Source organism: Pectobacterium carotovorum (assembly GCF_033898505.1).
GTDB classification, from domain to species: Bacteria; Pseudomonadota; Gammaproteobacteria; order Enterobacterales; family Enterobacteriaceae; genus Pectobacterium; species Pectobacterium carotovorum_J.
This window is the reverse complement of record NZ_JAXAFK010000001.1, coordinates 2,490,065-2,515,586: the sequence shown is the minus strand read 5'-3', so window position 1 is coordinate 2,515,586 and position 25,522 is coordinate 2,490,065. Positions and strand designations below refer to the sequence as shown.

The following is a 25,522-nucleotide window of genomic DNA, read 5'->3' as shown; positions in this document are numbered from 1 at the left end:
TTTTTCTTGTGCTACTTCACTTTTTCGTACTGTTCGTCGCTGACTTTTTCCAGCCATTCAACCGGGCTGCCGTTAAGCGATTCGGCAATCGCAATGTGCGTCATCGCCGTTTGTGCCGTCGCGCCGTGCCAGTGTTTTATGCCTTCAGGTATCCAAACGATATCGCCCTGATTGATCTCCTGAATGTCGCCACCCCATTCCTGAAGCCAGCCCCGACCTTGCGTGACGATCAGCGTCTGGCCGAGTGGATGGGTGTGCCATGCCGTGCGGGCACCGGGTTCAAAGGTGACGGTCGCGCCGCCAACCCGAGCGGGTGCGGTGCCTTGGAAAGGTGCATCGATGCGTACGTTGCCGGAAAAATAGCTTTCCGGGCCTGGCTGGGACGGGAGTGAACCGCTGCGGGTAATTTTCAATTTTTCCTCCGTTTCGGCAATCGCTGCCGGGGCTAACATGGATAACAGGCAGAGGCGGCAAGTCATTTCATTTTTTATGGCGGACATCCTTGTACGTCACCCTGAGGGCCGGGTCGTCGCAAGCGACGTTGAAAAACGTTCCCTACGTTTTTTATTCCTTGCTGGAAAGCGTAGCTGTTATTGAAAAGTTTGTGATTATTGAAAGCGTCGTGGTGAAAAACGTTACTGCGATTTATGGGGAAGCACCAGAGGGCAAAACCCGCAAGAGGTTATGAATTATATTCATTAATCACGCCGCGTAATGCAGGGGAGTTATTCCCGTTGCCGACTTTCAGCGCGGCTTAATGAGCGATGGATGGTTTCACATGGACATCATTCATGACACCACTATTTGGACACGCTGATGTTAAAAGAAAATTTTAATGACCTCATTTCGTTCCTTGTGGTGGCAAGAGAACGCAGTTTTACCAAAGCGGCGGCGAAGCTCGGGCTTTCCCAGTCGGCGCTAAGCCATTCGATTCGTGGCCTGGAAGAACGGCTGGGCGTGCGCTTACTGACCCGAACTACGCGCAGCGTCGCGCCAACGGAAGCAGGGGAGAAGCTGGCGGATAGCCTTGGCCCACGCTTTGCAGATATTGAAAGCGAACTGGTGGCGCTGGGCGATATGCGCGAGCGTCCGGCGGGCAATATTCGCATCACGGCGGGGGAGCATGCCGTTGATTCCATCTTATGGCCGGTGTTAAAGCCATTTTTGGCGAATTACCCCGATATTAACGTTGAAATTACGGTAGATAATGCGTTAACCGATATTGTTCTTGGCCGATTCGATGCGGGGATTCGCCTGGGTGAACAGGTGGCGAAAGACATGATCGCCGTGCGTGTCGCGCCGGATATGAGTATGGCGGTGGTCGGCTCCCCGAACTATCTCGCGCGTAATCCCGCCCCCGCGACGCCACAGGATTTGCAGCATCACCGCTGTATCAACATGCGCCTGCCGACGATGGGGGGGATCTACGCGTGGGAGTTTGAGAAAAACGGTCGGGAAATCAAGGTGCGTGTTGAAGGACAGCTGACGATGAATAGCCTGCGCCAGCGAATCGACGCGGCACTCATCGGCCTTGGTCTGGCCTATGTGCCGGAAGATGCAGTGCGAGATGACATTGCCAGCGGACGCCTGACTCGGGTGCTGGCGGAATGGTGTCCGCCGTTCCCTGGCTACTATCTGTACTATCCCAGCCGCAAACAGCACACCACTGCTTTCTCGCTGTTTGTGGAAGCGCTGCGCTACCCGCGTTAGCGGTTGGGGGAACGCGTTTTATCGCGTATTTTCTGGCTTGTTTTTCTAATTAGGCATCGTTCATCGTTGGAGGACGATGCTATGATCGGTACGGCTCGGTCTGGTTGGTCGTAAGTCTGGCGTTCAGATCACACCATTTAGGCAGAGTACCTTCCGAGTGATCTATTAGGTTTATCAGGAGAATTAGATGCTTCAGGCCATTATGCAAGGAAAAGCAGGCAGAGTGGAAATAGAAGGGAAAGCGCCAGAGAGTTGGCGTAATGTCTTTAAAAAACGAGAGGATTTATTGACGGCAGCATTTTGGACACGAATTGGTTATTTGAGTGCAGAAAGTCGTTTCTTGTTCATTAGTGAGTTTCTAGGTTTATCGAAATCAGAATTAGGTGAGTATCGTCAGGTGAATTTTTGGCCTCGTTATTCTCTGAAAATGAAAGATGTTTACCAGAACAGTGTCGAACCTGATGTTGTTCTGGAGTTTGAAAAAGCCGATATTTTGATTGAAGTTAAACCACCTGAGGGGGGTTGGCAATACCATCAACAATGGCAACGAGAGATTACTGCCTATCATCAGGATGAGAGAAGAAAAGAACAACTCTATTTTATTGCATTAGGGAATATTCCCAAATCGTTAGGGGAGTTTAATAATAAATTAATAGGAAACTACAAAGATAATACAAAGGTAATACAGAGAGAGTGGCACAATGCTAAGAACGCATTACTGTCTTTACAGAATGTGGACATCCATGAGCAGCATATTGTTAGGGATTGTCTGTCTGCACTTTCCTTATATGGTATTCGAGTGGCTTTGCCAGAGTATAAAAAATTATCTCAGCTTATTACTGCGTTTCCTCTGCATGAGGGAACTAAAAATATTTTCTCTTCTTTTTCTGACAACAAATAAGAATGTTAAAAATGGATATTGATAACTCGCTTCAGCAAGTCAGACAGGCACATCGTATCTGCGCAGGATTTTATCAGCAGGTATTACCCCGTATAGAACGAGTAGGGGAATTGATGAGTGTACAGTTTTTGCAGTGGAACCCGATTAGTTTTGATACGCCACCATCAAGAAGCGTGAACCCATTCAAGTACTGGGGATGGAATTTTTTACCGTTGATAGATACTTCTTTTACATTCATCAAAAAATCATCTTCACGCTATTTCTGCCCAAATGATTATATTTTGGATGTCAGGCTTATCACCGATAGTGAACTGGAATGGGAACATCGTAAAGAGGTCTATGCGGAGCAAGAGCCAGATGCCTGTGAACTAAATAAAACGATAAAACAGACAGAGACTTATCTGGCAATCTATCTATTTAGCCCAATTAAGCAGATACATAATAACAATGAGATATTCGATCGAGTTTGGCGTCATGCTGCTTATCCTGAGCTTGAGTCTGAGGTTGAATTGGGTAATAAGGGGTTGGTTAAGACAATAGGTTTCAAGTTTCTTCTCACCGATTTTGTACAAGAAGATGGGCCAGAAAAGCTGGTTGAAAAGATAAAACAGCACTTTTCCTTGATGGATATTGAAGAATAACACAGGTATCTCAGGTAGTCGTGTTAGGGTTCTCGCATAACATGCCTGTTGTTCTGGCAATACACGAAGGCGCGATTTATTGGCTTGTCATCATTAGTGTTATAGCGTGCTATAGAAATTCTGGGGATCTGTGCTGACGATCCCCACTATATTAATGCCTTGATTGCTCGCACTGATTTTTTAGCCTCATCATTTCCGCTGGTGGCAGGGGTGCCGTCATCATAGAACGATACTTCATACATGCTGGCGTTTCATCCGTAGGGGATCTTTTCGTGCTGGATGAGCAGGCGATAACAAACAGGGTGATTGAGACGATTAATAGCCGAGGGATCGTGGCCTGATCATTTTTCATCAATTCTCCTTTTAATCTTTTTGCAATGACGCATAGCTTTGTAAAACAGAGAGAGGTATACCGAACGAGTGCGTAATATTGCGAATATATTAAGTTAACATTAAGAGAGCAGCTTGTCAGATGAAATAAAAAAGTAAGGTGAGGATCACGCTATTCGTACTTATTCATCGCACCAAAGATTCTTGAACGCCATCATCACTGAAATCACTAACAAATCTGAGCACTCGGGGGCTGTCGACAGCCCTTTACTACTTCATATTCAGGCGGCGTAGATGATAATGACGGCCTGAAAACCCTTCTCCTATCTGGTGTTCAGACTGATTATTGTGACAGACATAAACACTGTACATACCGTTACACAGCAATGCTCATCATCGGCGATAAGCCTGGTATATAATCCAAAAACACAGGGATTGATTTACTGTGAAGATAAAAATTCACAAATTTCAAACAATAAATATCATGTAGCCTTACTTTATAATGAAAATCAAAAATACTCTCTGCCTACATATCCTGATGGCTACCCTTGCCATCCTGTTTCTTAGCGTTCCTCCGCTGGTGAAGAACGTCGATCCGGCGCTGACATTCCAGCCGCTGATTAAAACAATGGAAGGGACGGCAAAAGAACAAAAGGAAAAGATTGCCACCCTTTCCCATGCGTTGCAGGGCAATGCGATTTTCTTTCTCGGGGCTTCCGAGGTCTCTACATCGGAAGATGAACATTACGCTGTCTATAATTACTTTAATAACCAGTTACATCGTCCTGTCGTGGCCTATGGCGATAGCTATGTCGATAACGTCACACATTTTTTACTGCTTTCGCGTTTTAAAAACGATCTTAACGCGAACAGTAAAGTTGTTTTGCTGCTTGCGCCCGATAGTTTTTATTCAGACGGTATTCCCCCGGCAATTTTTGCCAACAATTTCCCGGCATCTATTTTTAATCCTCTGATGAAGGATGACCAGACGCGATCCTTTTTGGTCAATTACTTACAGCATATCGATAAAGAAGAGATAAGCCATTTAACGTTCGGCCAAATGAAAGTCTATGGTTGGGATCCGCAAATTATCTGGCAGGAAGTGAGTTATCAATTTGCTAATTTCTGCGAGCTAATAAAAAACGACTGGCTGTCGATGCTAGGTATTATTCCCCAGCCAACACAACCGTGGCCACATCGGTCAACCGTCAATACGATTCCTGACTGGAATCGCGAGTTGGCGCAGGCTCAGGTGTTGAATCAGTCCCGCGAGCAAAGTGCAGACACATTGTGGATGGATAAGTCTGTTTTTGCCGACGATAAAACACCGGAAGAGTGGGACGATGCACCGATTGTTCCGGCGCAGATGGAAGCGTTATCGGCGACGATCAAACTGTTGAAAGCGCGCAACGTCCAGTTTATCGTGATTGTCGATCCGATTAATCCGTGGGCGATTAAAAATTCCGAGAAATTTCAGCCAGTCGATAGCCAGATCAGATCGATGCTGGAGGCAAATCAGGTGCGCTATTTTGATATGTATGCGCAGCCTTATCAAAACGGCTGGAATTGGGACCGCTTGCACCCAACCGATCCGGCATGGGTCGCGATGGATCAATTTATTGCAGAGAGTTTTAAATGATGAAAACCGCTATTCGCCTTTTTTTCCTTTATCTCTTTCTGGCAGTCACCATCGTCGCATGGACCTCTGTTGATGAAAGCATGAGTTTAAAAGTGAATTTTGAATATCAAAAATTCTGAAGGATGAATGATGTACAGCTCCGGAATGTTTTTTTTCCTTCTGTTTTCATCAGCGTTACTGTTTGCGCTGGTTAATCGCGTATTCAGTTATCGACTGACGTATTTATCCGCCTTCTCCGTATTGGCGGTGCTAGGCTGGGGATATATTTTCCAGGGGGATCATATTGTTCCCGTGGCGGTATTCCTGAGCTTTTATATTCTTGTTACCTTAAAAGAGAAAGGGTGGTTAAAAACCTGGCAGGCAGTCAGCCTGACGCTGCTGCCGTTGTTTTTGGTGAAATTACACCTCAACAACCACTGGGGCATGATCGGCCTGTCCTTTATGACCTTCCGCGCCATTGATGTGCTGCTTTATCGCAGCAAAAAAGATGGTCAGCATTTCCTGCATTACTTTTGCTACCTCTTTATGCCTTTCATTATTCTGGCTGGCCCGATGTATCGCTGGCGGACATGGGTTAATGACATTACTAAACCGGTCTTCACGATCACTCGTGAGCAGTTTTTAGTGGCGATGGAGCAGATTTTTACCGGCATTATTCAGAAATTCTTATTTGCCATGCTGATCAATAACCTAGTGATTGAATCGTGGAGCCAGCGCCCGTTTACGTTAAGCGTTGGCGTCGTGATGTCGCTGGCCTACAGCGCCTATCTCTATTTTGATTTTGCCGGCTACAGCAATATGGCTATCGGGGCAGGGCGCTTATTTGGCCTGAATATCCCGGCGAACTTTAATCTGCCTATTCTGGCTAAAAACCCGCAGGATTTCTGGCGGCGCTTCCACATCAGCCTGTCTGAATGGCTGAGAGACGTGGTCTTTATGCCGATTTATATGAATCTGATGAAGCTCGACTTTTTCCGACAGAACAAAACGCTGGCGCAGAATATTGGCATCTTCTGCACCCTGTTTTGTATGGGGGCATGGAACGGGCTTGAACGACACTATGTCATCAGCGGCGCGCTGTTTGGCGCCATTTCCGTTGCTCATAACATGTTGCTGTGGTCAGCCAAACGCAGCCCAGCGCTGAGCAATTGTCTACATCATCCGGTTATTGCGTTCATCGGTCGTATTCTGACGCTGGCAAGCGCTGCGGCCTCCCTCTACATCTTTAGCGGAATGTCTCCTCTATGAACCAACACTGCGAGCTTCAGGAACTGCAAGATTTCCTCCGTGCGGCATTGCTTAACCCCGCTAACCCAGATCGGTTGGCGATTAGCGGCAGCGATGAAGCGATGACCTGGCAACAGTTATCTGTTGCAGTGACAGACTGGGCACAGCGCTACCAGCAATGTCGGCAACCTGCGGGGCCGCCGATCGTGTTATATGGGCATCAGCAGGCGGAGTTTGCCGTGGCGATCTATAGCTGTCTGCTGCATAACATTCCGTATATCCCGGTGGACTGCATCTATCCGCAGGAGCGGCTTAACGAGATTTGTCATCTGGCGAGCGCGCCTTACTATTACGATGTCGCGACCCGACAGTTCATTGCGACCGGAGAAGCCGGACAGGCGCTGGTGGAGCAGGATCTCGCCTATATTATGTTCACCTCCGGCAGTACCGGAAAACCTAAAGGGGTGCAGATCGGACGTGAAAGTCTGTGGCACTTCATGAAATGGGTGCGTCAGGACTTTTCGCTGCCGGACGTGCCGGTGCTGATGAACCATGCGGTGTTCAGTTTCGATCTCTCTCTGATCCCGCTGCTGGCGAATCTGGCAACCGGAGGGCATATCGTTCTGAATGCGAAAGAGGATATCGCGGCAGAAAACTGGCTCGATCGCCTGAAAGACAACGGCGTTTCCGCCTGGGTTTCAACGCCATCCTTCGCCTACCAGAGGCTGCTTTCCCCCCAGTTCAACAGTGAGTATTTACCTGAACTCAATGTCTTTGTGTTCATTGGCGAAGTGCTGAACAAAGCGCTGGTAAAACAGTTACGCCGCCGCTTCCCGCACGCCAAAATTCTCAACTCCTATGGCCCAACGGAAGCGACTATCGCGACCACCGTTATTGAAATCACCGATGAAATTCTGCACAGCGACAATGACTTGCTGCCGGTCGGCGCGATGATGCCGGACTCCAGAATGGAAATTACCGCTGAAGGTGAGCTGATCATTTGGGGCAAAAACGTGATGCGCGGCTACCTTGGGCTGGCGAAAGAGAATGCCGAGAAGTTGCTGCATCGGGAGAGCGAAGCATTCCGGGGCTACAGAACCGGCGATCTGGGCTACGAGGATGGGCTGCTATACTGTCAGGGACGCAATGACAGCCAGATTAAACTGAATGGCTACCGCATTGAAATCAACGAGATTGAAAACCGCCTGCTGGCGATGTCCGACATCAGCGAAGCGGTTGTTCTGCCGCTGATGAAATCAGGCGGTGGCGTTCTGCGTATTGCGGCGTTCTGTGTGACGAATTTAGCGCCTGAAGCGATTAAAATGTCGCTCTCGAAGGTGATTCCGCCCTACATGGTGCCTTCCCAAATTATTATCAAAGATGCGTTGCCGCTTAACCCTAACGGCAAAATCGACCGTAAGCTGCTGGATACCCATGCCCGCACGATCTAATACTCAGGAAAAATGATGGAACAAGAAATACTCGCGCTGTTTGAAAAGATCTTATCCCGTAAAGTGGGCTTTAATGATGAGCTGATTGAGTCTGATATTCTCGACTCTATTCTGGCGGTTGATTTGGTGCTGGAAGTGCAGGACGTTTATGGCTGTGTGATCCCACCGACCGAAGTTGCTACCGTTCTGAAGACGCCGGCAGACTTGGCTCGCTACATCGAAGAGAACCGCGGCTAAGCCTGAAGCAGCGACGGTTGTGCTCGATTCAAAGACCCTGGGTGCGTTTATCCGGGGTTTTTTAATTGTGGGGGAGTATCAAGGTCCATTACATCATTAGATAGTAGTGAAAAGAGGAGGGCAGTGATTCTCTATTCAAACCCTCCTAATTATTAAAATTGTATCCGTGGTGTTGAATATTTGTTGCCGATATTATCTGAAAGATCTTTCAACAATGGATAATACACGGAGAAGTAAAATGGACTCATTCACTTTAGAAGATCGCTTTGATTATCAGCCTTTAACTCATTCCCAAGGTGAAACCTGTCATTTTGGTGTACGTATTGAGCCAAAAAAATCAGGTGTGCATATTGGCGAATTATCGCCTAACTGGCTGCGTACATTAGTAGAAAACGAACAACTAGTGGTACTGCGGGGCTTTGATAGTTTTACGAGTGCAGAAAATTTAACAACATATTGCGCAGCCATCGGTGACATTATGCAATGGCCGTTTGGTGCCGTGTTGGAACTGGTTGAACAACCCGATGCTACCGACCATATTTTTGCTAACAACTATGTTCCCTTACACTGGGACGGCATGTACCTGAAAACCGTGCCTGAACTACAAGTCTTTCAATGCGTATCAGCCGTTGGCGAAGGGCAGGGTGGGCGAACCACGTTTTCGAGTACCACCACGGCGTTACGTCTGGCATCACCCGAAACCAAAGCGCTATGGCAGCGTGCAACTGGTCAGTATCAACGCGCAGTCGAGCTATACAGCAGTACCGCACTGGCCCCTATTATAGAGCAGCACCCTTACCGCACTCATCCCGTGATTCGTTTTTGTGAGCCGCCGATTGCTGGTGATAAAGAATTCTTGAATCCGTCCACTTATCACTTCTCCGGTATTGAACCCGAAGAACAAGAGCAATTACTCAGCAGCTTGCAGCATGCCTTATATGATCCACGGGTTCAGTATGCTCACCAATGGCAAAGCGGCGATATAGTCATTGCAGATAACTACTCGTTATTACACGGTCGTGAATCGTATGCCAGCCAGAGCGGCCGTCATCTACGTCGGGTACATATCCATGCTAAACAGCCACTGAATAACCCACATTTGGTGCAACCGTCATGAAACCACAGCATGTTGATCTCATGATTATCGGCGCGGGGCCTGTCGGCCTGGCCTGTGCCTATCTTGCTCAGCTGTCAGGTTTAAGCACCGTCATTATCGATAAATCACAGGGGCCGCTAACGGTAGGCCGTGCTGATGCGCTAAATGCCCGTAGTTTGCAGCTGTTTGAAATTATTGATTTATTCGATGAGCTTTATCCCTTGGGCAAAACCTGTAATACCAGCTCAGTCTGGTCAAAAGGTAAATTTATTTCACGCCAGTCTACCTGGTGGGATGCTTTACAAGGCTGTTTTCACAAGCATTTTTTAATGATTGGTCAGGCTTATGTGGAACAAGCACTCGATAATAAGCTCACCGAACTAAATAGTGCCGTGCGCCGCAATACCTCTGTGGAAGAGATTGTGTTGGAGGAAGACGGCTGCCTCACCACGCTCACCAGTGGTGAGACTGTTCGTTCCCGGTATTTGATTGGCGCAGATGGTTCACGATCGTTTGTGCGCCAACACTTTGCTATCCCGTTTGAGATCACGCGACCACAGATTACCTGGGCAGTGATTGATGGTGAAATAGAAACTGATTTTCCCAAAGTACCGGAAATTATTGTTTTCCAGGCAGAAACCGCCGATGTTGCCTGGATACCACGTGAAGGTAATCTTGATCGTTTCTATATCCAGATGGACAGTGAGGACTTCACGCAACAGCAGGCGATAGATAAAATTAATCATGCTCTGCAACCGCATCACTTGCGTTTTAAATCGATTGAGTGGTACTCGCAATTCTCGGTTAAAGAGTCTGTGGCAGAACACTATATCCTTGAAAATAAATTATTTATCGCTGGTGATGCGAGCCACATTCACTCGGTAAATGGTGGCCAGGGGTTAAATACGGGGTTGGCCGATGCCTTTAACCTCATCTGGAAAATAGCGATGGTTACCCGTCATCATGCGCCCCAAACGCTATTACAGACTTACGAAACGGAGCGAAAAGCGGTCGCGCTGGAAGTGGTAAAAACGTCAGCGGAGCTTGTACGTTCAACCAAAACCTCAGAGACAGGCAACCATGCCGATGATTACGTCAAGATTGTCGAAAAACGTGCGGGTTACATCACGGGTATGGGCGTTCGCTATGGAACAGACGGGAGTGTTGGCGAAAGGCTGCATGATTTTATGTGGCGAGATTCTCAATCTGGTCAGTCAGGCAGAATTTACTCACAGCTAAATTATCGCAATTACAGTTTGCTCATCATTGGCACGGCAGATGTACCTGCATCACTGCCTGATATCGTCAATGTTCTGCACGTTGAAACGGGAAGTAGCCCCTATTCTGATCAATACCTGTTAGTTCGGCCAGATGGCTATATAGCCGCCACCGCTCCTCTCGACCACCCTTCCGCGATCGGTCATTACTTTAGTGATTGGCGAGTTCAATAGCATAAACGTTGCCGGCTCCGTGGGATTGCACTGAGCTGGTTTCCATAGGTTTGAAAACGTGGTGGTCCAAACACATATTTCGTTGAAAATTGACGTGATGTCGAGTGCCAGAATGTTAATGGTGAAAACCCTCTTGCCGACTATTTCCGTTCAAGAAGTGTGCGCACCTATCGTCGCCAATAATCTCCCAATCCGTTACTATGCGACATTATCCCCGAGTGATGAAAACTGAGAGCATGACAAAAAAAGCAGATAACTAAGCCGCAACAGCTCCCATTTACGTTGTTGCGGCGTTCCCAAAGCTCCCTTTGCTCTTAGAGCGCCGTTAGATCCTTTATTCAGGAGATAAACTTGTGCGCTCAAATCACACTATCTGGCCTTACTCGCTTACAGTAACGTTATTACTGTTATCCCTCTTTGATTTGCTGTCTTCACTGGGCATGGATATGTATCTACCTGTTGTATCCTATATGCCAGATGCTATAGGTACGACTCCAGAAGTCATTCAGCTGACATTATCAATTTATCTCGTCATGATCGGGGCCGGACAGCTGTTATTCGGTCCGCTGTCTGACCGCTTTGGCCGTCGTCCAATATTGCTATGGGGCAGTTTTGTTTACCTGCTTGCATCATTTGGACTTGCCGTTTCGTCTTCAATAAATCTATTTTTGGTCTGTCGTTTCGCGCAGACGTGTGGGGCTTCAGCTTGCTTGGTGGCGATGTTTGCAATTGTGCGCGACATCTACGCAGGCCGTGAGGAAAGTCATGTTATCTATGGAATTTTAGGTTCAATGCTCGCCATCGTACCGGCGGTTGGGCCTATTATTGGGGCGTTAATCGATATGTGGATGGGATGGCGGCTAATTTTTGCCGTCCTCGGTATTTTGATGACAATCGCTTATGTATCTGCATGGCGATTCTGGCCTGAAACCCGCCATCAAAGAACCGCTGATTTACGCTGGTCACAGCTTTTACTCCCGCTGAAAAAAATGAATTTCTGGCTTTATACCTTTTGTTACAGCGCAGGGATGGGGAGTTTTTTTGTTTTTTTCTCAACCGCACCACAAATAATGATGGGCAGACAAAGCCTGTCACCGCTTTTATTCAGCATGGTTTTTTCTACCGTCGCTATCGCAATGATGATTACGGCTCGATTGATGGGGAAATTAATTCCTGTCTGGGGAAGCTTTAAAGTCATGCGAATAGCGATGGGATGCTTTATTTCAGGCGGAATGATGCTGGTAATAAGTGAAATATTTCTTCCGTCTTGGGTTCCTGGCTTTATTGCGCCAATGTGGGTAATAGGAATAGGTATTACTATGTCAGTTTCCATTGCGCCTAATGGAGCTTTACAGGGATTTGATGAGATTGCAGGAACGGTTACTGCGGTTTATTTCTGCTTAGGTGGAATAATATTAGGGAGTATTGGGACGGTCATCATCTCTATTTTCCCAGTTGGCACAAGTTGGCCGATCGTTGCTTTTTGCTTCATACTCGCGGCGATTGCTATCGTTTTGTCCAGCATACTTGTGTCGGCTAATCGTATTGGCAATTAGGCCCTGTTAGCTATTTAGTTTTGTCATTCTTGTACGCATAAAAATATCTTTGCGTACAAGGTGTCATCGATAACTACCTTGAATGTTAATATTCTCGGATAGCCTTTTTCTATTTCCAATACACAATACTTCAAACGCCAATGTTTTTCGCCGTTAGGCTTAATCAAAAGATATAGTCCTCTGTTATCCGCCAGTTTGTATTCTCTTTCTCTTTCTCTTTCTTTTTCTCTTGGTTTGGCAATTTCAATCTACCGTGCATCAAGTGGCAGGATAATCCTCAATTTCTATTGAGTGAAAAGCAGTCTGCAAGTCCCCTAGAGTCCATTTATTTGGGTAAAACGGTTGAGCTTTCGACAAAAAATCAGCAATATTAGGGGGGGGGGGCAGAGAAAACCGAAATGACTTGATCTCTTAGCTCTGAAACCTTGCTAAAGTTGGTACTGAATAAAGGGAAGATCTCACTTTCTTCTCCGTAAAAAGAGCATCAGTTCGCCACTATAGGTTATATGGGCTATTTATAGAGTGAACCTGATAAGCTATTAATTCTTAGAACGCTGGTCTAAGTCTATGTTTTATCTGCAGAATAAGGTTGTTTTTGGATTGAACTAATCCTTTTATATCAGTGCGTTATGATGTTTTCTATAGAGTTTTTTTAAAAAAAAAGCTATAGTGAGCATAATTCACTATATAGATTAAGATTAAGATTATGAATCAGTTAGCCCCTTACAATAATAAATTAAAGCAGAGTATAGATTCATTTAAGGAAAATAAATCATTTTCAAACATTGATTTAGACTCTATGGATAGTGTATTGCGAGATTTATTGTCTATCGAAGTAATGAGACAGGCAGGTGCATTCTTTACAGGGCGAAAGTTGGCAACGGAAGCAATTAGTTCGTTTCCGTCGGAAATCACATCAAAATCGGTGATTTTGGATCCTACTTGTGGTGCCGGTAATTTATTGGTTGAGTGTTCGAGAAAATTAAAAGTAGAAGAAAAACTCTCTGACACACTTAGACTATGGGGGAACATATTAAGGGGATATGATTTATATGATGAGTTTGTAGAGGCGTCGAAGCTTAGAATAATAACCGAAGCATTATCTCGAGGCGCGATAAAAGATTGTCCTCTTGATGAAGCTCTAGGGTATTTAAGGCATTTTAAAGTAAAAGATGCTATGGACGTAACAATTGATGAATTATGTGATGTTACGCACGCAATCATGAATCCTCCATTTATAGGTTGGGATTCCCCCCAAGAAAATTATTGGAAAAAGGGGAGAGTAAACTCGGCAGGAGTTATCTTTGACCATTTTATTCGTTTACTGCCAGTTAATTGTAATATAAGTATAATTCTTCCAGATGTGTTAAGGTCAGGAAGCCGATATCATGATTTTAGAACATTTATTTCTTCAGAAATGAATGCTAAATGTCGGGTGTGGGGAAGGTTTAACGATCAAACTGATGTTGATGTATTTATCCTTTCAGGAGCAAAAGGAAATTGTTATAAAAAATCAATAGGTTGGTATACTGATCTGGGTAAATATACTAAACTATCGGAATATTTTCATGTTCGAGTCGGCCCATTGGTTGCATATAGAGATCCTGATTCTGGGCCCAAGTATCCTTATTTTCATCCAAAAAACAGTCCTGTTTGGTGCACAATAACTGTTGCGACAGAATATCGCTGCTTTGAGGGAGTAGTACTTACACCACCTTTTATTTTAATTAAAAGGACTTCTAGTCCTTCTGACAGATATCGTGCATCAGGAACTATTATAGATATAAATGAACCTGTGGCTGTTGAGAATCATATGATTATCTTAATGCCTAAGAGTGAGAAATTATCTGACTGTAAGAAATTGTTGAAAGTATTAAAGTTAGAACGGACTAATGATTTTTTAAATGATCGCGCTAGAATGAGGCATCTTACAGTTGGAGTGGTAAAAGATATTCCTTTATTTTGGTAGGAAATACTAACTATAGCTTCCTTAGCTATAGTTAGTATATTGTTTTTAATTCGACTTCAAAAATCCACTATTTGATGCTGTAGCTTTAATCATATTGTGAACTGTTTGAATCATAGATAATAAATTATTTGAAATATCATCATACGCTTCTTCTAGTTCCCGTTCACTTACTTTTTCTCCGTGAGCAATTGCATTTCTATTTTTTATTAGTTTTTGGTCAATAAAGTTTTTCCTTAATTCAAATGGTGTGGTATCTAAACCCAGTTGATACATCAGATTTAAGAAAACTTGAGATTTTAAATTTGACTCTGTATCGACAACTTTATCGCAATTAACTTTAAAATTGCAATTTAGCCCAGAGGATATATATTCAAATATTTCTTTTTGTGATGTATATCTTTTAATTGAAAAACCCTCTTCGAATTTTTCATATAAACTAATGTGACAAAAATTATCCTTCATTTCTGAGTATTTTGGTGCTTTATGATTTAAAAACGTAAGGTAAATCTGTGCAGATTTTTTTACATGTCCCTCCCAGTGAGCATACATTAAAGTTATAGCGGCTCTAATTAAGGTTGATCTGATCTTATTTTTAGACTTAGATACTTGGCCTGTAATTAGCGATATCTCATGCTTTCTCCATGCAAGATCGTTATCTAGAGCCTCTTCTAGTTCGAGTAGGCTTCTAATCTTCACTTAATGAGCTCCTTCCCAATGGATATCATCGCTATCATTCTGTCTAGAGGGCGAACAGACTTATCTATCACATCCAAAAACTCTTGTGTTTGAGTCAATAATTTGCTGGCAGTATTAATCTTCTGGATGGTTTGAGTTTCATCGTGTTCGGGGTTGGCTTCAATATATAGTGACAATGCGGTGGCCAAAGCCTCGTAGACAGGAATTGAAATAGCACCTTCTAAGCGATGTTTCTCGTGGTTGAATTTTTTAAATGAATTATCCTCTAAAGCTAAATTAAATAGTTCAAATGTTTTTTCAAAAACAGCTCTTTCGCTTCCGTAATCAATAATAGGTTTTTCCTGAGAGAAAATACGACCTAATTCAGCATTAAGATAAGGGCCAACATCTGAATGAGCTTTGCGCAGTTCTTCATCATAATGACGCTGTACAATCAGGCGAAAAGCGAGTTCTTGCGCATAGCATTCTTGTATTTGTTTACTTGATAATGGAGTTGTAATACGGAAATTATCATCTTGTGCAATAGTTTGTAGCCATTCAAATGCTTCTGCATTAAGCATCAAAAGCATACAGTTACGTACTTCTTGATCTGAAAGTTTTGAACCTCCAGTGTTCAATCGTTGAAAAAGTTCAAACTTAGTATCTCCCTCGCTTTCTCGTTTTATTATTTTTATATCAAGTTTTTCGCGTTTAAAAACGCGTTTTATTTCCATATCAACTTCACGTGCAGGGTTTTGTGGATCATCCCATACCTTCCCCTCCAATGATGGTAGGTATTTAGTAGCTCTTAACTCTAAGGGTTTTGCTAAAGAGCCATCTGTCTTTTTTAACTCTCCAAGAAAAGAAAAAATTGTTGACAATCTTTGCAAACCGTCAACAACATCCCATACTCCATCTGGGCGCTGTGAAACAAATATTGAAGGTAATGGGATACCTAACAAAATGGATTCTATAAGTTTACTTTTTTGCTCTTCACTCCACCTATAAACTCGCTGAAATTCTGGATGTATATCTAAATCTCCATCTCTGTATAAGTTGACCATTTCGCCTATCGACATAGGGTATGAATCGGTATGTACTTGCAGTCTAGCTTTGTTTATTTCATCGATCAGAGACATTTTATATCCTTGAAAAGTAGATGATACTAATATGCTATAGGTTTTTATGATTTATAAAATACGACGTATTTTTACGAGTGGTCATGCAGATAAGTGTTGTCTGACTAAACCAATTGCATCTACATCTTTTTATTATCAGCTTAAAACTACCTCTTGAAGAAGTGGTTTTAAGATTAACTAAAATTTACGATAATGAAGTGTGGATTTCAATTATCCATATTTTTTATAGAGTTGAAACGGAATCCTAAGCTAGCATTGACATTTGTCGATATCATGATCTTATGCTTTTTTTCATCGTTATGACACTCTCATTACTGTCCAATCTATCCACATGAGCAAGCTGCAATTCGTATAACCTTGTTCGTGTAGTATGGTGTTCATTGTGTGGCGAAAGTTGTGTCCTGTCGCTTTGTCGTGATAACCAATCCTTTTCAGTACCTGATTAATGCTGGCTTCACTCATCGATTTAGTGATGTCGTTGCGTCTAGGGAAAACCAGATTGTATCGCCCGGTAACGGCGTAGAGCTGTTGCAGCGCATCGATCACTTGATTGGATAGGAGAACGAGGTGAGGGCGGCGCATTTTCATGCGTTCTTTCGGTACTTCCCAAAGCCTTTTTTCAAAATCGAACTCCTTCCATTCGGTTTGTCGTAGTTCGATAGTTCGAACGCCAGTAAGCATCAGGATACGTGTTGCCAATTGTGTGACCTTACTACCCGAATAAGTTGATAACGTACGTAGAAAATCCGGCAGTTCATCAGGCAACAGGTGAGGGTAGTGTGTAGCTTTTGGTGGGGGAAGAGCGCTTGCCAGTTCTGATGCCGGGTTGTTTTCTGCTTGGCTAGTGACGATCGCGTAACGGAATACCTGATTACAGGCTTGGCGGTTTCTATCTGTCGAGCATTAAGTGGCATCGTGGGAGCCCCTAATAGTCATTGAACAAGAAGAGCCCCCATAGAGGCCCCCAACATCGACTTGATTTCCGGTATGCTGGGTTGACCTCGGTGGAGCTCAGCGACAGAAAATCCTAGTGGTATCAATGAATATAACGGGGTTTTGTTGAATTCGGTAGAGTCTGGGAGAACGTAAAATGGTACGCCCTACAGGATTCGAACCTGTGACCTACGGCTTAGAAGTCCGTTAACTAGCTGTTTCTATTGATTTTATATGATTTCAATGGATTTCAACTATATGATATATAATGATTTTAAGATGTTGTTTGATTTCATTTCATATCATAGTATTTCATCATTACGACACCCGTAAAGGCACCTGTAATGGCTGGAATACTGCTCACAGACAGTAAGATAAAAGGCATCAAACCAAAGGACTCGGCATACTATGTTTGGCAAGCTGCGGCAACTCGTGGCACTGGTAGATTAGGGATAAAGATTTACCCGTCTGGCCGTAAAGTCTTTGTGTACAAATACCACAAAGATGGAGCGAGGAAATTTTTATCATTGGGGGATTATCCCCATCTTTCACTCGCAGATGCAACAGCTAAAGCGCTGGAGGCTGCGGCTAATGTGTCAGTGCCTGAATTGGTGGTTTTTGAGCACGCTACACTGAAGCAGCTATTTGATGATTACATTGCAGATCAAAAGAGGCTGGAGCGTCGCTCATACGATAAGACTGAGAACAGACTTAACCAGGTGTTGGCTACTGGGCATATATCTCCCTCCATGCCAGCAAAGGACGTAACACCGGATCAGATAAAACGGGTGCTGGCAGAATTTATAAAACGCGGCGCACTTGCTGGCGCGAATAAAGTCAGAACCAATCTTCACGCCGTTTTTAATTTTGGTTTGTTTGCAGACAACGATCCCGCAAATATCAACGGGAACTTAAAATACGGGTTAGATAGGAACCCGGTGTCAGTCGTCCCTGCGCAAAAGGGTGCAGATAAGGCTCTTGACCGTTTTTTATCATGGGATGAGTTATCACGATTATTATTACTATTAAACGCCCCTGAAGGAATTTGCCCGATAAACTCTGACTATTCCAGACTGGCGCTGTTGTGTTTGTATACATGCGGACAAAGACCGTGGGAGTTGTTAACTAACACGCGCGAAAATTGGGATAAAAAAGGCAAAATGTTAACAGTGCCGCCGCATATATCAAAAAATAAAGATTATCACGTCATCCCTCTAAGCGATCCGGCTATAAAAATTCTGGAAGAGCAAGAACGACTATATCCAGACTCCTCCTTTCTCTTCCCTGCTGACACTAAAGAAGGGCGGTTGTTGTCAGCTGAATTCAGTAAACAGCTTCGTAAATTTTGTGCAAAAACTGAGTTTTCGGCATTTACGCCAAGAGATATTAGACGAACGTTTAAAACGCTGGCTGGGGATATGGGAATTAGTTCAGAGCTGCGCGATATCGTCCAGAATCACAAAAGACCGGGCGTATCACGCAAGCACTATGACAGGTATGACTATTTGAAGGAAAAGCGCGAAGTAATCGCGTTGTGGGAGGAGAAGCTAAAGTCTTTGTTATGAATAGCCGCCGCGAGTACGGCGGTTTATTAGTTTTGAGATTGTTGCTGAACCCAATCTTCATATACGTGCTCAGGCCAGCCAAGAAATGTACCGCTGGCGCTTTTTTGTGGGGCGGGGAACTCCTTCTTTTTGGCATACATACGCCAAAGCGTTGGATGACTTTTCCCCGTCAACTTACACATTTCTTTCAGCCCAATGTATCGAGTGGCCATATCTGATACCTCTTATTGCTGGTGGGGCGCAAGTAAGCGCTGCCAGATAGCTGAAACATACCGTGCCTGATGTACTGCATCAGCAAGAGCGTGGTGACGTTCCCCAGTAAATGGCGCGTCCTTTTTTGGATCAAAGCCAATTTCCCGCCCCAGTTCGACAATGGTTCTGACGTCACGGTCATTGAACCACTGCCAGATATCCCCGAAGCATTCTCTCTTGCATGACTCACGAAGAATGACATTGTCGAATCCCACACCATTCCCCCATACGCGTAGATATTTGGGGTCGCTGTTTGTGTCGACAAATTTCTTAAGTTCATGCAGAACAACAATCAACGCAAACCCTTTGTTAATTGCTGCTCTTGCTTCTTCGCTTTGCTCTGTCCACCAAATTATTGTTTTAGCATCGGGAATACCGCCACCATGCATAGCGCTTTCAAGGCTCACCGGACTATAAAACTCTCTCCCCAGTTCACCTGTTGCTGGTTCAAAAAAAACAGCGCCAATAGCTACAATTGGAGCCTGCGGGTTACTTCCCATCGTTTCTAAGTCAATCATTAAGTTGTTCATCGGTTCTCCAGAGGCCAAAAAAAAGCCCCGCATTAGCGAGGCTGGTTAGTCGTCATTGACGGGGAGACACAATAGCGTGGCTCCTGGTCGTTTTTCGTGTATCAGGGTTACCCAGTTCTGACACTCGTTAAACGTCATAACGCGCTCAGAAACGGGCAGGGCATCGCAGTAATCATTACCGCAGGCACTGACGAGAAGAATGAAGCCGATAATCATGATGAAGCCTTATCTGTCTTCGAACATGCATCAACAGCAGATTGGTAAATCAGCTTAATAATGTCCCAGCCGATTAATATTTCTTCCTCCCAACTTCCCCGATCGTTACAATCCTCACAACCTTCACCGCCGCACTCATGACAGGTAACTGTGCGGGAAATGTGGAACTCGCCAGACAGCGCACCTTTAGCGCCATTATCCGCCGTCAATTTAAGCGGCATGATGCAGTAACCGTCAGGAATTACCTGAGAGTTGCCCGCCAGAAGCCGTTCAACGATTTCAATCAGGTCATCAGGAAGGGCACTACAACGCATCGCGCCAATTTCTTTTTGCTGCTTTGCGTATGCGAGGATGTGCTCAAGTTTGTCGCGGCTAATCATTTCTAGCCCCCTGGAGTATTGCTGCGGCGAGACTACGAATTTTAGGTATAGAAACCATAATGTGATTTATTTCCTCCTTACGGGTCATGGGGTTGATATATCTATCGCGGATCGGCCCCCTGTTCCGTTCGGCCTCTTCAAATTCTCTTACTATCTTTTTAGCTGCTGATAAAACATCATCTATCACTACAGGCATGGGTGCGTTTTTAAATAGCGGCGTGCATGTGATTTCATGCGCGTTAATATCTGTGTCAGAAATATACTTTGATGCAGGAGAATAACTTAGGTATCCAGCCTTGCCGCTTTCTCGCTCGTACTTGTCTTGCACGATGTATGCCACAGGCTCTTTCGCCGCCTTATCATAAGCCGCCAGTAGTGCACGGAGTGATAGCAATTCTTCAAGCGCTTTGGCATCAACGAGATAGGTTGATGTGATAGCATTCTTGTTTTGCGCATGGCTGTTTCGAAGCGCCTCAATACGACTTTTAATCGCTTCATTCGTCAAAGTATTCATGTTATTCACCATTCTCAGCCATGTGCTTTAAGCAATTCGGACATACCCAACCGACACCGCGAATACGTTTCCAACCAGAACCGACAGCATCACTCAATAAATCCGACATAACGTCATTGACCGATTTTTTACTGTCATCAGCCATGACAAACGGGCCATTGTTGTCGTCTGACAAACAGCGGTTCCCACCATACGGCGAACGACCCTCTCCGCGTTTTTCACAGCGCATTTCAATGAAGAAACTCACACCCCACCTCCGCGCAGTTTTTTTGATTTAATTGCACTAACTAAACGCTCCGCTGCCGCCTTCTGTGCAGCCACATTCACAATGACAGTAGGTTTTTCCTTGTCGGTATTGGCGCAAATCCCACCCCAACTGGATATCAGGAAAAAATCTTCGAGCTCAGAGACCCCCGTATCGAGAGCGAGAGACTCAACCATCGCTGTTACTTCACGCACGGAGTGATCGGCAAGTAGGCGTTGGATGGCATAACCAAACGCATTGATCATCACAGCGTGGAATTGAATGTAGTCGCGTTTATATTCCCCCTGATTAGTACCGTGGCGAATATCATCAATGGCGGTCATTAACAGCCACGCTTCCCAGATGGCTTCAATGTCTCCGGCTTCCAGCCTTTTACCTGCCACGGTAGAGAACTTATCTGTAGCATCGCTAAGTGCCTTAAAACTGACCCACATATTGCTTTTCGCTGGTACAGCGTTGTGCTCAAAATCAGTGATTTCAGCAAACACAGTGTGCTGCGTGAGAAATTTCACTATCTCCTGGGCTGCGCTATTTCGCCCGTCGTACGCCATATTGATAGCCGCAGCGGGCTTAGAAACGTTGTTGTTGATATCAGAGAAAAACTGTTGCCGAGTATTCAGTGGTAACTTATGTGTCAGCATAAGCGGCACGTGGAGCGGCTCATCTATGGTGCGACAGTATTCTGTAATACCTGCCGCGCGATGTTGACCGTCGAACAGCTTAATCTCGGCGTCCATAGGGAATCTGACCACTCCGACATTTGTATTGCCGAACTCGTCAAACTCAATTTCCGAGTTACAGTTCCCGACAAGCGGTGGGATGATGAATGGCTCCTTTTTTTCGTACGCGTTCACCAGGTACTGATAAAATTTCTTTGCCCGTGCGGGGTTGAGCTCACGCTGTGACCGCTCAAGAGTGCCTCCCACGTTATCTGATGCTAAAACGCGCGAAAGAGTACGAGCCGGAACGGTCATCATCAGAACAAGGGTATCGCCCTGCAACCCCCGCGATGCTGGGAACTCAAAGAAATAATCACCTATTTTGCTGCTCTCTTTTTTCATGCTGGCACCCCGCACATCTTTTGCAGAGAACGATGACCATTCATTACGGTTGCAACGTAAGATGCGCTTCTATTGACGATTTCGACGGGAACAATACGACCATCTATTTTGACGCGATATGTTGAGCTGGTTTTTGGTTTGGCGTAGTTTCCGTATCGCTGCTGGTGGCTGTTCAGGGCTTCTATAGCCGCTTCACGTTCTGCTGGGGTTAACTTTCCCCTTATGATGTGACGCATAAAACCTCCAATAAAAAAGCCTCGCTGGTGGCGAGGCTCGTTATTTGTCGATCAGGTTGTTGTAATCATTGTGAGTGAGTAGCTCCCAGCTCGTGCCATCCCGACACAACAGACGCCAGCGTTTATTTACGCGTAACGTCTGATATTTTTTACCGTATGTTTTACGGGGAATAACTCGACCAGCACTTACCTGTTTTAAAAGGGCGCACGCCTTTTCTGAAATCCACAACGGGGCTTTATTCTGGCTGAGATTCAGTTGCATTCTCTGCCTCACAGTATTTTTTGAACTCATCCAGAATGCGCACGACTTCGTCTTTAACGCCGACAGGCAAGAGCAAATAATCCCGACTGCTCCCTTCGCTAACGATTGGAGCCGACTTATAAATCAGTTCGATCAGCCGTTTGGTTTTTGCTGCTGGGAATTGGGGTTTGGCGATAGATTTTGTTATTTTCTTTTTACCAGCCGCCTCTGCTTTCTCCATAAGGCCCGATGCAACTTTATCGGCATAAACACCGTGCTCGCGATTGATATCGATAGCTAGCGCGTAATTCAGAGAGCCAGAGCGGACGAGGCTTTTTAAATACGGTGAGCAGTCTTGATGTAACTGAAGGTGCTGAATAATGTCGGATTCAGACCGCTTCACTTTCGCTGCAATCTGAGCGTTTGACCAGCCCTGATTATATAAGCGGTGATATGCTGCCCCACGCTCCAGTGGTGTTAGCGCCAACCCTTGAGAGCTCGTGACCATGAACGCGATTTTATCGGCCTCTGTTCCGACAAAATCTTTACACTCAAGTCGCAAAATCTCATGACCCGCTTCATTTGCTGCTTTAGCGCCAGCAAAACGGTGGTGACCGTCAATCACCTTTACGCCGTGCTCTGTTACTTCTACAGCTAACGGCGGAATATATTCCCCAGCAATAAACGCATCTTTGAACTCAGCTACGTGTGCTGGGTCCAGTTCGCGGACGTTATACCCGTCCTCGGCATAAATTTCTGAGATTGGGACGAGGTGGGTTTTTCTAACCGTGATACCAGTTTCTTTGCTGGCATAGCGTTGGTTTAATGTCGCCATAGTATTTTCCTGTGTCGGGTAAATGCTTCACTATGCGCAGCACAGGCCGCGCATAAGGCTTCACTTACTTAGGGTGGGTTAGATAGAACCTTCGTAAATCGGGACGTTTTCGAATGCGGTTTGCAGTTCAGTAACGATTTCACTGAATGCATGCTCTACGATTTTTTCAGGGTCGATCAGCTCGTACCAAAGAATCAACTGACCCTCTTTGATGCGGTAACGGAATCGGGCATCAACTTGATATGTGTTGCCGTTATGAAAGGGCGCGATAGCGAGGCTGATTTTTTCCGGCAACTGAGTATTGCCGCCGCCTGATTTTTCATCTGAATACGCAAACTGCGTTGTACCGTCATGCAGACGTTTAACAGACTTGAATTCAGACTTACGCGTTTCTTGGAATGCCAGAACCATTTCCAGCAGTTCCACACCAGACGGCCCAGCGTAGGTTTCGCCGACCGCAGCAATATCGCTGATATGGTTTTCGATAAATTCACCGAAATCGATCTGGCTTTGCATGCGTCCATTGCGCCCAGCCCACTCTTGCCACTCTTTCGAGAATGGGCAATCGTAAACGGCCTTATGTTTTCCCCATTCAGGCGATGAATGGGAGGCGTGATAGTCAAGAACGGCAACCACTTTCGTTTTTGTGTTGTCAGCAAAAATCGCGGTGCGCTCGTCTTTGTATTTTTGGACATACGCGATGAGCGATGTGATTGAAATCAGGTCAACGTTATGACGAATCAGATACGGGTTTAATTGAAACTGTTCCAGAGATTCGACACGATGACTGGTAGGTACAACAGATGTCGGAATATTGGTATCCAGCTTATGCGCTTCAATAGCCAGATTACGAATTTCAGACACGGCAGAGCCGTCAACAACTTGTGACATAGGTATTTCCTTCTTTAAGAGGGATAGCTAATTGAAGAAATTAGCTGTTAGATTGCAGCCGGATTGGTGCAGCGCCGCTTTTTGTTTCGATAACCTTTAAATCCATCTGAACTTGGTCAGGGTCATCGCGGAGCAGGTCGCCGTCAGCAGTTGAAAACATGATCGTGTCGGCCAGTTCCAGTTTCGGTTTGTTGAATTTGACGTCTGGCGTTACTTTCATCTGATCATCTGTACGAGTGTTCAGCATTTCGACGCTCAGTGTTAGTGTCACCGAGCCTTTTTTGCGGGTTTCCCGAACAGCTTGAATAATCATTGCAAGCGTTTCGGTCAATTCAGCATCCAGAGTGCCTTTATTGATGTAGGCGATCTGTTGGCTGAAATTGGTGCATTTGCTTTCAGCATTTTCAGACATGGCTATTTCTCTCTGTAAAAAGGGCGGTCAACCGCAGAACTCTATCGTCACCTCCGTAGATGGTTAGAAGGTCGGTTGACCGCCAAGAGATACAAGGGTGTTGCGGCAGTATTACCACAACGGTAAGGGCATTGATTCACACTCTACGTTAAGCACCTCACGGATTTTGTGCGTAACCAATGCCCTTACCTGTTGTGCGCCGGTTACGAATCCGGCGACGCGAAGCCGCGCCCGGTTATGCCCTGGTGAAGGCGAAATTACTGTAATTCTGCGAGAATCCTCTTTCCCGATAACATCGCGAGCCGGAATGTTGCTGCTGGTGGAATGCCTGCATTTTCCAGACAGTTTCCATACGACCGCATACGCTGAACCAGCCATAAATGTTGTGCGGGGGATAGGCGTTTTTTGTTGGTGTCAGGTTTCATAATGACCTCAACTGCTGGTGGTAGAGATTTCATTCATGCGCCCGTGCAGCTGGTGGGCGCAGGGTGAAGTCACTAAAAACCCTCAAATGCTGTTTTGACTGGCGGCTTCCCTTTTGCTTTTCGCTGCTTGTTACGTTGAATCAGGTACAATTGTTCACAGTGCTGACAGCGCTCTTCGCTAGTAGTGTCGCGGAATTCTTTTGCGGACTTCACAAAACTGGCGGGAAGATGTTTGTACCGTCTGGCGTTATTGAACCCACAGAGTGGGATATCATCACAGCCGTTCCCCGTTCCTCTTCTAACGTGAATCTTCATCCTCTTACCCTCATTCAGCTGGAGTCATTCGTGCTAGCCAACGCTCAGCGCCAGCTTTTGTTTTGAATGTCTTGCTCTTTGTGAAACTCAACGCGGTAAACGTGCCATCAGCGTTTTTTGCTATGCCGCGAGAAATGGTTTCGTTATTTCCTAAGTCGAGAGTTTTCATGTTTCTGCCCTCATTCAGTGGTTTTATGCCTACCTCCCCGAACTGGCAGAGGCAGGGTAAATCCGCTCATTTTTAGGCTGCTTACGCGTTAAATCGGACGCCACCCGTAACTAAGTGATGCTTTACGCCTCCTTTCCCTCACTACGTCGCCGTGGGAACCCGACCTGTAACACCGTCGTCGCGTTAGGTTATTACTTCATTGGCTTATCTCCTGTAGTTGTTTACTTATCCTTTGCTCTGGTCACGACGTAGCTCTCACT

General features: G+C 45.3%; 25 protein-coding genes and 3 pseudogenes. 12 read left to right on the top strand and 16 right to left on the bottom strand.

Annotation, left to right across the window (positions count from 1 at the left end; genetic code table 11):
• Window positions 1–11: 11 nt before the first annotated feature.
• Window positions 12–452 (bottom strand): cupin domain-containing protein, encoded by a 441-nt coding sequence (locus tag R9X49_RS11315; protein ID WP_319848642.1) that lies wholly within the window; start codon window positions 450–452, stop codon window positions 12–14.
• A gap of 364 nt (window positions 453–816) precedes the next feature.
• On the opposite strand from R9X49_RS11315, the gene R9X49_RS11310 reads away from it, so the two are divergent.
• The 10 genes and pseudogenes from R9X49_RS11310 to cml all read left to right on the top strand — a co-directional run.
• Window positions 817–1,710, top strand: a complete 894-nt coding sequence (locus tag R9X49_RS11310; RefSeq protein ID WP_319848438.1) for a LysR family transcriptional regulator — start codon at window positions 817–819, stop codon at window positions 1,708–1,710.
• A 187-nt stretch (window positions 1,711–1,897) separates the two neighbouring features.
• The gene (locus R9X49_RS11305) at window positions 1,898–2,611 is read left to right on the top strand and encodes a hypothetical protein (RefSeq protein WP_319848437.1); all 714 of its coding nucleotides are present in this window, start codon (window positions 1,898–1,900) and stop codon (window positions 2,609–2,611) included.
• Window positions 2,612–2,622: 11 nt separating this feature from the next.
• Entirely contained in the window at window positions 2,623–3,252 is a 630-nt protein-coding gene (locus R9X49_RS11300) for a hypothetical protein (RefSeq protein WP_319848436.1), read from the top strand.
• Window positions 3,253–4,084: 832 nt separating this feature from the next.
• Window positions 4,085–5,221: a D-alanyl-lipoteichoic acid biosynthesis protein DltD gene (locus R9X49_RS11295; protein ID WP_319848435.1), complete on the top strand. Its 1,137-nt coding sequence runs from the start codon at window positions 4,085–4,087 to the stop codon at window positions 5,219–5,221.
• A 129-nt stretch (window positions 5,222–5,350) separates the two neighbouring features.
• Window positions 5,351–6,469: a membrane-bound O-acyltransferase gene (locus tag R9X49_RS11290; RefSeq protein ID WP_319848641.1), complete on the top strand. Its 1,119-nt coding sequence runs from the start codon at window positions 5,351–5,353 to the stop codon at window positions 6,467–6,469.
• Entirely contained in the window at window positions 6,466–7,899 is a 1,434-nt protein-coding gene (locus R9X49_RS11285) for an AMP-binding protein (RefSeq protein ID WP_319848434.1), read from the top strand. Before R9X49_RS11290 ends, R9X49_RS11285 begins: the two co-directional genes overlap by 4 nt.
• A gap of 15 nt (window positions 7,900–7,914) precedes the next feature.
• Window positions 7,915–8,136: an acyl carrier protein gene (locus tag R9X49_RS11280; protein WP_010300175.1), complete on the top strand. Its 222-nt coding sequence runs from the start codon at window positions 7,915–7,917 to the stop codon at window positions 8,134–8,136.
• A 238-nt stretch (window positions 8,137–8,374) separates the two neighbouring features.
• The gene (locus tag R9X49_RS11275; protein ID WP_319848433.1) at window positions 8,375–9,253 is read left to right on the top strand and encodes a TauD/TfdA family dioxygenase; all 879 of its coding nucleotides are present in this window, start codon (window positions 8,375–8,377) and stop codon (window positions 9,251–9,253) included.
• A gap of 20 nt (window positions 9,254–9,273) precedes the next feature.
• Window positions 9,274–10,683, top strand: a complete 1,410-nt coding sequence (locus R9X49_RS11270) for an FAD-binding protein (RefSeq protein WP_319848432.1) — start codon at window positions 9,274–9,276, stop codon at window positions 10,681–10,683.
• 353 nt (window positions 10,684–11,036) lie between these two features.
• Window positions 11,037–12,209 (top strand): annotated as a pseudogene (gene cml, locus R9X49_RS11265) (CmlA/FloR family chloramphenicol efflux MFS transporter); the annotation flags it as partial.
• Window positions 12,210–12,343: 134 nt separating this feature from the next.
• Here the strand turns inward: cml and R9X49_RS23170 are convergent.
• A pseudogene (locus tag R9X49_RS23170) lies at window positions 12,344–12,487 on the bottom strand (integrase arm-type DNA-binding domain-containing protein); the annotation flags it as partial.
• Window positions 12,488–12,945: 458 nt separating this feature from the next.
• Between R9X49_RS23170 and R9X49_RS11260 the strand changes: the two are divergent.
• Complete coding sequence (locus tag R9X49_RS11260) at window positions 12,946–14,208, top strand: N-6 DNA methylase (protein WP_319848431.1); 1,263 nt, start codon at window positions 12,946–12,948, stop codon at window positions 14,206–14,208.
• 45 nt (window positions 14,209–14,253) lie between these two features.
• On the opposite strand, the gene R9X49_RS11255 is transcribed toward R9X49_RS11260, so the two are convergent.
• The 3 genes and pseudogenes from R9X49_RS11255 to R9X49_RS11245 form a co-directional block, all read right to left on the bottom strand.
• Window positions 14,254–14,904, bottom strand: coding sequence for an MAE_28990/MAE_18760 family HEPN-like nuclease (locus R9X49_RS11255; RefSeq protein WP_319848430.1), 651 nt, complete (start codon window positions 14,902–14,904; stop codon window positions 14,254–14,256).
• Complete coding sequence (locus tag R9X49_RS11250) at window positions 14,901–16,022, bottom strand: DUF262 domain-containing protein (protein WP_319848429.1); 1,122 nt, start codon at window positions 16,020–16,022, stop codon at window positions 14,901–14,903. The genes R9X49_RS11255 and R9X49_RS11250 overlap by 4 nt, the downstream gene beginning before the upstream one ends.
• A gap of 322 nt (window positions 16,023–16,344) precedes the next feature.
• Window positions 16,345–16,907, bottom strand: a pseudogene (locus tag R9X49_RS11245) (tyrosine-type recombinase/integrase); the annotation flags it as partial.
• 392 nt (window positions 16,908–17,299) lie between these two features.
• Between R9X49_RS11245 and R9X49_RS11240 the strand changes: the two are divergent.
• Window positions 17,300–18,520, top strand: coding sequence for a tyrosine-type recombinase/integrase (locus R9X49_RS11240; protein WP_319848428.1), 1,221 nt, complete (start codon window positions 17,300–17,302; stop codon window positions 18,518–18,520).
• A 224-nt stretch (window positions 18,521–18,744) separates the two neighbouring features.
• Here the strand turns inward: R9X49_RS11240 and R9X49_RS11230 are convergent, their stop codons facing one another.
• The 11 genes from R9X49_RS11230 to R9X49_RS11180 all read right to left on the bottom strand — a co-directional run bounded on the left by R9X49_RS11230 (window position 18,745) and on the right by R9X49_RS11180 (window position 25,262).
• Entirely contained in the window at window positions 18,745–19,302 is a 558-nt protein-coding gene (locus R9X49_RS11230; RefSeq protein WP_319848427.1) for a 3'-5' exonuclease, read from the bottom strand.
• A 212-nt stretch (window positions 19,303–19,514) separates the two neighbouring features.
• Complete coding sequence (locus R9X49_RS11225; RefSeq protein ID WP_319848426.1) at window positions 19,515–19,898, bottom strand: hypothetical protein; 384 nt, start codon at window positions 19,896–19,898, stop codon at window positions 19,515–19,517.
• Window positions 19,891–20,412 carry a hypothetical protein gene (locus tag R9X49_RS11220; protein ID WP_319848425.1) on the bottom strand — a complete coding sequence of 174 codons (522 nt, stop codon included), beginning with the start codon at window positions 20,410–20,412 and terminating at the stop codon, window positions 19,891–19,893. The genes R9X49_RS11225 and R9X49_RS11220 overlap by 8 nt, the downstream gene beginning before the upstream one ends.
• A 1-nt stretch (window position 20,413) precedes the next feature.
• Window positions 20,414–20,659 carry a hypothetical protein gene (locus R9X49_RS11215; protein ID WP_319848424.1) on the bottom strand — a complete coding sequence of 82 codons (246 nt, stop codon included), beginning with the start codon at window positions 20,657–20,659 and terminating at the stop codon, window positions 20,414–20,416.
• A complete protein-coding gene (locus tag R9X49_RS11210) occupies window positions 20,656–21,738 on the bottom strand; it encodes a DGQHR domain-containing protein (protein WP_319848423.1) in 1,083 nt (360 codons plus the stop codon). Before R9X49_RS11210 ends, R9X49_RS11215 begins: the two co-directional genes overlap by 4 nt.
• Window positions 21,735–21,974 carry a DUF4060 family protein gene (locus R9X49_RS11205; protein ID WP_319848422.1) on the bottom strand — a complete coding sequence of 80 codons (240 nt, stop codon included), beginning with the start codon at window positions 21,972–21,974 and terminating at the stop codon, window positions 21,735–21,737. The genes R9X49_RS11210 and R9X49_RS11205 overlap by 4 nt, the downstream gene beginning before the upstream one ends.
• A 40-nt stretch (window positions 21,975–22,014) precedes the next feature.
• Window positions 22,015–22,236, bottom strand: a complete 222-nt coding sequence (locus R9X49_RS11200; RefSeq protein ID WP_243405585.1) for a hypothetical protein — start codon at window positions 22,234–22,236, stop codon at window positions 22,015–22,017.
• Complete coding sequence (locus R9X49_RS11195; protein ID WP_319848421.1) at window positions 22,211–23,050, bottom strand: ParB N-terminal domain-containing protein; 840 nt, start codon at window positions 23,048–23,050, stop codon at window positions 22,211–22,213. The genes R9X49_RS11200 and R9X49_RS11195 overlap by 26 nt, the downstream gene beginning before the upstream one ends.
• Window positions 23,051–23,128: 78 nt before the next feature.
• Entirely contained in the window at window positions 23,129–23,941 is an 813-nt protein-coding gene (locus R9X49_RS11190; protein WP_319848420.1) for a YfdQ family protein, read from the bottom strand.
• Window positions 23,942–23,981: 40 nt separating this feature from the next.
• Complete coding sequence (locus R9X49_RS11185) at window positions 23,982–24,353, bottom strand: hypothetical protein (protein WP_319848419.1); 372 nt, start codon at window positions 24,351–24,353, stop codon at window positions 23,982–23,984.
• Window positions 24,354–25,103: 750 nt separating this feature from the next.
• Complete coding sequence (locus R9X49_RS11180) at window positions 25,104–25,262, bottom strand: DUF1391 family protein (RefSeq protein WP_319848418.1); 159 nt, start codon at window positions 25,260–25,262, stop codon at window positions 25,104–25,106.
• Window positions 25,263–25,522: the final 260 nt, after the last annotated feature.